The organism is Pacificibacter marinus (assembly GCF_018860665.1).
In the GTDB taxonomy this organism is placed as follows: domain Bacteria; phylum Pseudomonadota; class Alphaproteobacteria; order Rhodobacterales; family Rhodobacteraceae; genus Celeribacter; species Celeribacter marinus_A.
Genome location: NZ_JAHKPK010000041.1, coordinates 1 through 5,297, shown reverse-complemented (window position 1 = coordinate 5,297; position 5,297 = coordinate 1). Strand labels below are relative to the sequence as shown.

Genomic DNA, 5,297 nt, shown 5'->3' with positions numbered 1-5,297 from the left:
GTCTCAAAGGTCGATTGAAGGAGACCTCGTCATCTTTAGTGATCCCGTGAACTTGAAAAACGTTCTTGGCCAGATCGAGGCCGATTGTAGTAACACGCATTGGGTGGCTCCTCCTAAAAGCAGATATGGACATCTGCAGTATGGCGCATTGCGTCGCCGATTGGAGCAGGAGCCATCCACCCCATCAGCTTAAATGAGTTGAGAGATCGGAACTTAAGCGTGTCAAGACCACAAAGACGTTGATGATGAGTGTGCCGCTGTCGAAGAATAATTGGTGAAACGATGTGATGGTGGCATAATTCGTTGCCGGATTGGCACGATAGGTGCAAGCAGAGCTCCTGTGCGCAGTATCTACACTTTTGCGATAGACACGTTATTCATCACAAAAAAAATCAAAATAAGGTACAAGCGCGATGTGCGTAGCCGATTTTTTGGTTTTGCGATCTGATAGCTAAAATACCTTGGAACAGAACGCGTACAGAACAGGAATGAGTAGAGGTGTGGGTAGACTTTCAAGATTATAATAACGTCACTAGCGCTAAGTCATTGAAAGTAAATGGAGGCGAGTACCAGAATCGAACTGGTGTACACGGATTTGCAATCCGAGCGCATGCCTTTGAAAAATATACAATTCGCGCTGAGAAAATGTCGGAACATAATGAGAACTTTTCATGAATGTTGCGAACATTATTTGCGCTTTCCTTGCGCCTGTATTGCCCTGACTTTCTGACGAGCTGCCCCCGCATATTTTGCGACCATACCCTTTGTTGTATGGCCTGTGACGGCCATGATTAGATCATCATCACAACCAAGCGCTGCAAGTTCTGATGCTGCTGAATAGCGTAGCGAGTGCATGTCATACTCTTCAGCTCCAATTTGCTTACGCACATCCATCACTGCCTCATGGGCTGACCGGTAGGTCAGTGCCTTGCCACGTGATCCCCAGGCGCAAATTGTCAGTCCAGTTTTAGGGGTGTTGGATAGAACCACGGCCAAGGACGCGGTAAATGGCACCCAAAGAGCCTTGCCTGTCTTTCCCTGCTTAATATGGATTCCGCCGTCCTCAATTTCATCCCAACGCATTTTCAAGACGTCACCAATGCGCTGTCCTGTTCCAAGGCAAAGTTCAAACACAAGTCGCGCACGAGCGCTTGCAATTGCCCTAAACAATTCGATCTTATCTAACGGCCACGGTTCGCGCTGCTTGCCTTCTGACTTGATCAACGGCACGCCTTTGGCGGGATTGTCATCACGCCAGCCAAGATCAATTGAATGCTCCAAAAGGATGCGCAAAACTTGAACGATGTAATTGGCAAATCTGACTGTTTCGGCATTCGCGTCTCTGGCTCGGATCACGTCTTTACGGCGTATGCCAGATACGGGGAGTGGCCCTAATTTTTTGCGCACCCACGCAATGATCTTTTCATAGTCACGGGCTGTGCGCGGCGCTAGTTTGCGATAGCGCTGACTGCGAAAGTAGCTTGTGCAAAGGTCGTTAAATGTTTTGCCTGATACGGGTGCTGGGGTCGCTCCGTTCAAAAGCGCGGCATATTCCAAAGCGAATTCTTTTGTGCCTGGTACGCTTTTAATGCGTTGGGTTGCATAGCCGCGGCGCTGAAAATATATGCCGCCCTTTTTTTGGTAAACATGTGCGGGAAGATCACGTTTCACTGCTTCATATCCACCAAGTCGAATGCGTCCTGTTTTATTGATGCGCTCGGTGGCATGATTTTTACCTGCCCATCTGGTAGGATGCTGACAGAAAATCCATTCGAGACCCATTCGGTCACGGCGCGGCGCATTTCTGCGGGTTTCAAAATTGGTCTAAGTTGTCCCATTACGATTCACCTTTCATTGCATCGATCTTTTTGATTGCGATTTCGGCATCGATCGCCTGATCTAAATCATCTTTATTCAAAACGTAGTTTTGCGGCGTTTGGCCTGCAAAAACACCGCCACTGTAAATGGTATCAACGTCTTTGTGGCGCAGGTGCCGGTAGCGCATGGCATCTGTTTTCACATCTGCATCGACATTATTCGCGACGTCGCCTTGCGCGCTTGACGTTTTAAGGTCTTGAGCGTCCTCTGTTGGATCGCTCATGTTGTGACCATTTGTTGCTGCTGCGTTGAATTGCCATAGGCGACTGGAGATAACCTTTTCATAGGCTATCAGTGCGAGGGCAGCCGTTTCTGGTGGCACGTTAACGCATGGTATCGTGATGCCTCCCAAATTCTTTCCAAACATATCGTTGTTGTTAGAGGCCACGAAAAAGGTCCAGTGGTATGGTTCCGCAAAATCTATCATGTGCGTTACTTGTCCGCCGTGCTTGGCATAGCAGAATTTCGTTTCTTCTAGCCACGCTTGTGCCAGGTCTTTCCTGCCAATTTTTCCAGCCTTGAATTTGTCTTTGGCTTCATCAAACAGCATGGTTAATCTCCTTTTGTAGTGAGTATGTCGCATGGGATGGGGCCGCGCTGTGTCGGCCCACACCAATGCGTCACGCTTCGGTTTGTTAGTTCTTGCCGCTTTTACGACGCATGCGGCGGATGCAGCGGTTCATGATCAGCTGCCGTTCTGAGATCAGATCGTCCAGGCTTTGTTTGCGGCGATTTATGCGTCCGTGAAGTTTGGCAAGGTGCCGAATTTCGATCTCGTTTGCAAAATGAAGCCACGCAGATCTAAGCCCGAAAGGTTCGGATCTCGCGCTATTCTTGGTGCTATTTGGCGGCTGCTGTGTAGTGGGTGCCGCTGTACAGGCGCGAGCGGTTTCAAGTGCTGACATTTGCAGATCCTTTCACCGATTTGGTGGCGGTTTTAATCCAGTTCGTAGGTGACGCTTGCTTCGATGTTCTCTGGTCCGTCTAGATGTAAAATCACGCCGTTTGGGGGGACTTTCCCCTTCGTTTTTTGCGCGACAAATGCTTTGATCGCTTCGCCTATTTCTTTTTTGTTGAGTTTTGCGACAGTTTTCATGCTGCAATCACTTTCAGTGATTTGGTTCGATACGTGGGCCATCTGCGCGTGGCGTGGGGATGTCTGATCCTGTGCGGCGCGCCGATATATCGACGACCGCCCCCTCTAGCTTTTCAATGCGCTCAATGTCGAACCAGTGCCCGTTTTTGTATTCGTTGCTTTTTTCTGCGCTTGGGAGGACGAAGATTTGATTGCAGCCTGTCAAATATTCTGCGCGTGCGGTGACGATGCCGGTGAATCCAGTCAGGGTGTCTTTGACTTTGTCGCCGAGCGATACGTTCCCGAATGCGTCATTTTGAGTGCTGTCATTGCGTTTGAAGATTTTAAGCAATTGATGATCCTTTCAGTGGTTCGGTGTTGCGATGCGTCCGGCCCATGCGTCGAATGTTGTGCGCAGGGCTGCGAAGTTTGATTGGGCTGCCGCATCTGTGTTGAGCTCGCGGCGGCTGTCTATTTTGCATATGTCGCGCAGGTATTGGGCAGCGGCGCTGGCGCAGAATTTGGTATCAGAAAGCCCGCTGCGGATGGCTGCGAAGGTTTGAAACTGCGGATCGTTGCACAGGATGCCAGCCTGTTTTGCAGGGGGCATTTGATTGTAACGTGTCATGCTGTTTCATCGCTGTTGGCGATATCAATCAGCACGTCGACAAAGCTTTCCTGTTCAGGCGGGCAGGCGCTGGCGATGTCTTTGCCGCGCAGCTCGTTGCGAATCTCGATGCGGCTGAGCCATTTGCACGGCACCGCTAAGGATTGGCGATAGGTTTCCCGGGCATAGGCCGGTGTGCTGCTGGGATTATGCTGCTTCGGCCACCATTTGGATGTGGGGCCAAGGAATACTGCGCCTTTGGGCATGTCGCGTTCTGAGCGGGCAAAGATGCGGCGCGGGCGCGGGATCGCGGTTGGGGCATTCATGCTGCACCGCCCAATTTCGCGACTTGAGTGTTGGCCGCGCGCAGCCATAGGGCGTGGGCGCTGGATTCCGAGTTGGCGAGAACGCGGACGCCGTGCAGATCGATCAGGAACGCGCTGCCAGCTTGGGCTTGATAGCTGCCGCCGGTTTCCAGCGCTTCTGCGACAAAGGCATCGTGTTTTGCGGCGAAATCGCTTTGCGGATCGATGCGCTTGAGCAGGTTCTGGATTGGATCGCCGCTCATGCTGTGCCCTCGACTTGCGTGAGTGCGGACAGGATCAAGCGCTGTGAATTCACCGTTTCGCCGCGTGCCTCTTTGAGGGTGCGGAATGCCAATGCGCGGCGCAGGGCAGGATGGTTTTGCGGCGTGGCCACGATGATCTGCGCGTGATCGATGCGCAGCGGATCGAGGCCGAAAATCAGGTCTTCGACGAAATACGGGCAATCAGGCGCTTTGGCACCTTTGAGCGAAAAGTCTGTGTGTTGAAGTTTTGACATCGGTCTCTCCATCATGAAATTCCGCGATCTGCGCAGGGCGTCTTCGGCGGGTGATGAAAATACCATTATCCACGTATTGTGGATTATTCAAGTATGAATTCACATTATGTGGATTATCGGTGCATGTCAGATAAATAATTTTCTAATTCAAATGAAGGAAGCACTGCACATTGTAGACTTGTTTCTAAAGTGTCATCGGCTTTTTTTTCCTTAACCTTCTGGGCCGCTAAGGATGAAATAGCCTCACAATTGGATGCGCATCGGTTGTTCGCTTATCTGGGGCTACTTCGAAATATACTTGTAAGCTGGGTCGTTTGATTTTCGGTTTTTTGGGGAAATCTTGTCTGTATCGCTTGAGTGTTCAGTGCCACGTTCTTCAAGAGTCGCTGCAATCCTGTTCAACGCATTTACAATAGAAATGATAGCCCAGATGATGAACACAAGGGGAGCGAGATAGGCAATAACTAATATCAGAAGTGTGGTGTCGTTTAGCATTTTGAGGTTAATCCTTTTATTTGAAGTCTCCTTTACTGAATTCCGTACCTGTACAATTTGTCGAGCGACCCATTTGATAGTCGCGTAATACATTGAAGGTGTGGACAGTATTGACACTTGGCTAGAATGTTCTCACTTTGTTCAAGATTGATCTGTTGTATTTAAGGGGGGTGATTGTGAGGGATATAGATTTGCGGCTAGATAGAATGGTAATCCCCCCTAAAATTAGTGGTGTTCAAAAATAGAATTTTCTCGGCAAGATATCTGAGGAGATTTACGATGAAGAATGGACGATACAGCGACGCGCAGATCATGGCGGTGTTGAAGCAGGCGGAGGGCGGTGTTCCGGTTTCTGAGCTTTGCCGAGAGCATGGAATGAGCAGCGCAAGTTTTTATAAATGGCGGGCGAAGTTCGGCGGC

The 5,297-nt window shown here is 50.0% G+C and carries 11 protein-coding genes and 1 tRNA gene; 1 reads left to right on the top strand and 11 read right to left on the bottom strand.

All coding sequences use genetic code 11. The annotated features are described in order from the left end of the window. Window positions 1-557: 557 nt before the first annotated feature. From KO497_RS12725 to KO497_RS12675, 11 genes are all read right to left on the bottom strand, one after another. Window positions 558-638, bottom strand: a tRNA-Cys gene (locus tag KO497_RS12725). 49 nt (window positions 639-687) lie between these two features. Then, window positions 688-1,671, bottom strand: coding sequence for a tyrosine-type recombinase/integrase (locus KO497_RS19480; protein ID WP_215944354.1), 984 nt, complete (start codon window positions 1,669-1,671; stop codon window positions 688-690). After that, window positions 1,668-1,838 (bottom strand): hypothetical protein, encoded by a 171-nt coding sequence (locus tag KO497_RS12715; RefSeq protein ID WP_215944353.1) that lies wholly within the window; start codon window positions 1,836-1,838, stop codon window positions 1,668-1,670. Before KO497_RS12715 ends, KO497_RS19480 begins: the two co-directional genes overlap by 4 nt. Continuing rightward, window positions 1,838-2,428, bottom strand: a complete 591-nt coding sequence (locus tag KO497_RS12710; protein ID WP_215944352.1) for a hypothetical protein — start codon at window positions 2,426-2,428, stop codon at window positions 1,838-1,840. Before KO497_RS12710 ends, KO497_RS12715 begins: the two co-directional genes overlap by 1 nt. Window positions 2,429-2,513: 85 nt before the next feature. Beyond that, window positions 2,514-2,783 (bottom strand): hypothetical protein, encoded by a 270-nt coding sequence (locus KO497_RS12705; protein ID WP_215944351.1) that lies wholly within the window; start codon window positions 2,781-2,783, stop codon window positions 2,514-2,516. Window positions 2,784-2,815: 32 nt separating this feature from the next. After that, on the bottom strand, window positions 2,816-2,974 hold the full coding sequence (locus KO497_RS12700) for a hypothetical protein (protein ID WP_215944350.1): 159 nt from the start codon (window positions 2,972-2,974) through the stop codon (window positions 2,816-2,818). Window positions 2,975-2,987: 13 nt separating this feature from the next. Beyond that, the gene (locus KO497_RS12695) at window positions 2,988-3,305 is read right to left on the bottom strand and encodes a hypothetical protein (protein ID WP_215944349.1); all 318 of its coding nucleotides are present in this window, start codon (window positions 3,303-3,305) and stop codon (window positions 2,988-2,990) included. Window positions 3,306-3,317: 12 nt separating this feature from the next. After that, window positions 3,318-3,581, bottom strand: a complete 264-nt coding sequence (locus KO497_RS12690; RefSeq protein ID WP_215944348.1) for a hypothetical protein — start codon at window positions 3,579-3,581, stop codon at window positions 3,318-3,320. Continuing rightward, window positions 3,578-3,886 (bottom strand): hypothetical protein, encoded by a 309-nt coding sequence (locus KO497_RS12685; protein WP_215944347.1) that lies wholly within the window; start codon window positions 3,884-3,886, stop codon window positions 3,578-3,580. Before KO497_RS12685 ends, KO497_RS12690 begins: the two co-directional genes overlap by 4 nt. After that, complete coding sequence (locus tag KO497_RS12680) at window positions 3,883-4,128, bottom strand: hypothetical protein (protein WP_215944346.1); 246 nt, start codon at window positions 4,126-4,128, stop codon at window positions 3,883-3,885. The genes KO497_RS12685 and KO497_RS12680 overlap by 4 nt, the downstream gene beginning before the upstream one ends. Next, window positions 4,125-4,382, bottom strand: a complete 258-nt coding sequence (locus tag KO497_RS12675) for a hypothetical protein (protein WP_215944345.1) — start codon at window positions 4,380-4,382, stop codon at window positions 4,125-4,127. The genes KO497_RS12680 and KO497_RS12675 overlap by 4 nt, the downstream gene beginning before the upstream one ends. Before the next feature lie 774 nt (window positions 4,383-5,156). On the opposite strand from KO497_RS12675, the gene KO497_RS12670 reads away from it, so the two are divergent. Further along, on the top strand, window positions 5,157-5,297 hold a 141-nt coding region (locus tag KO497_RS12670), incomplete at its 3' end, for a transposase (protein ID WP_215944355.1).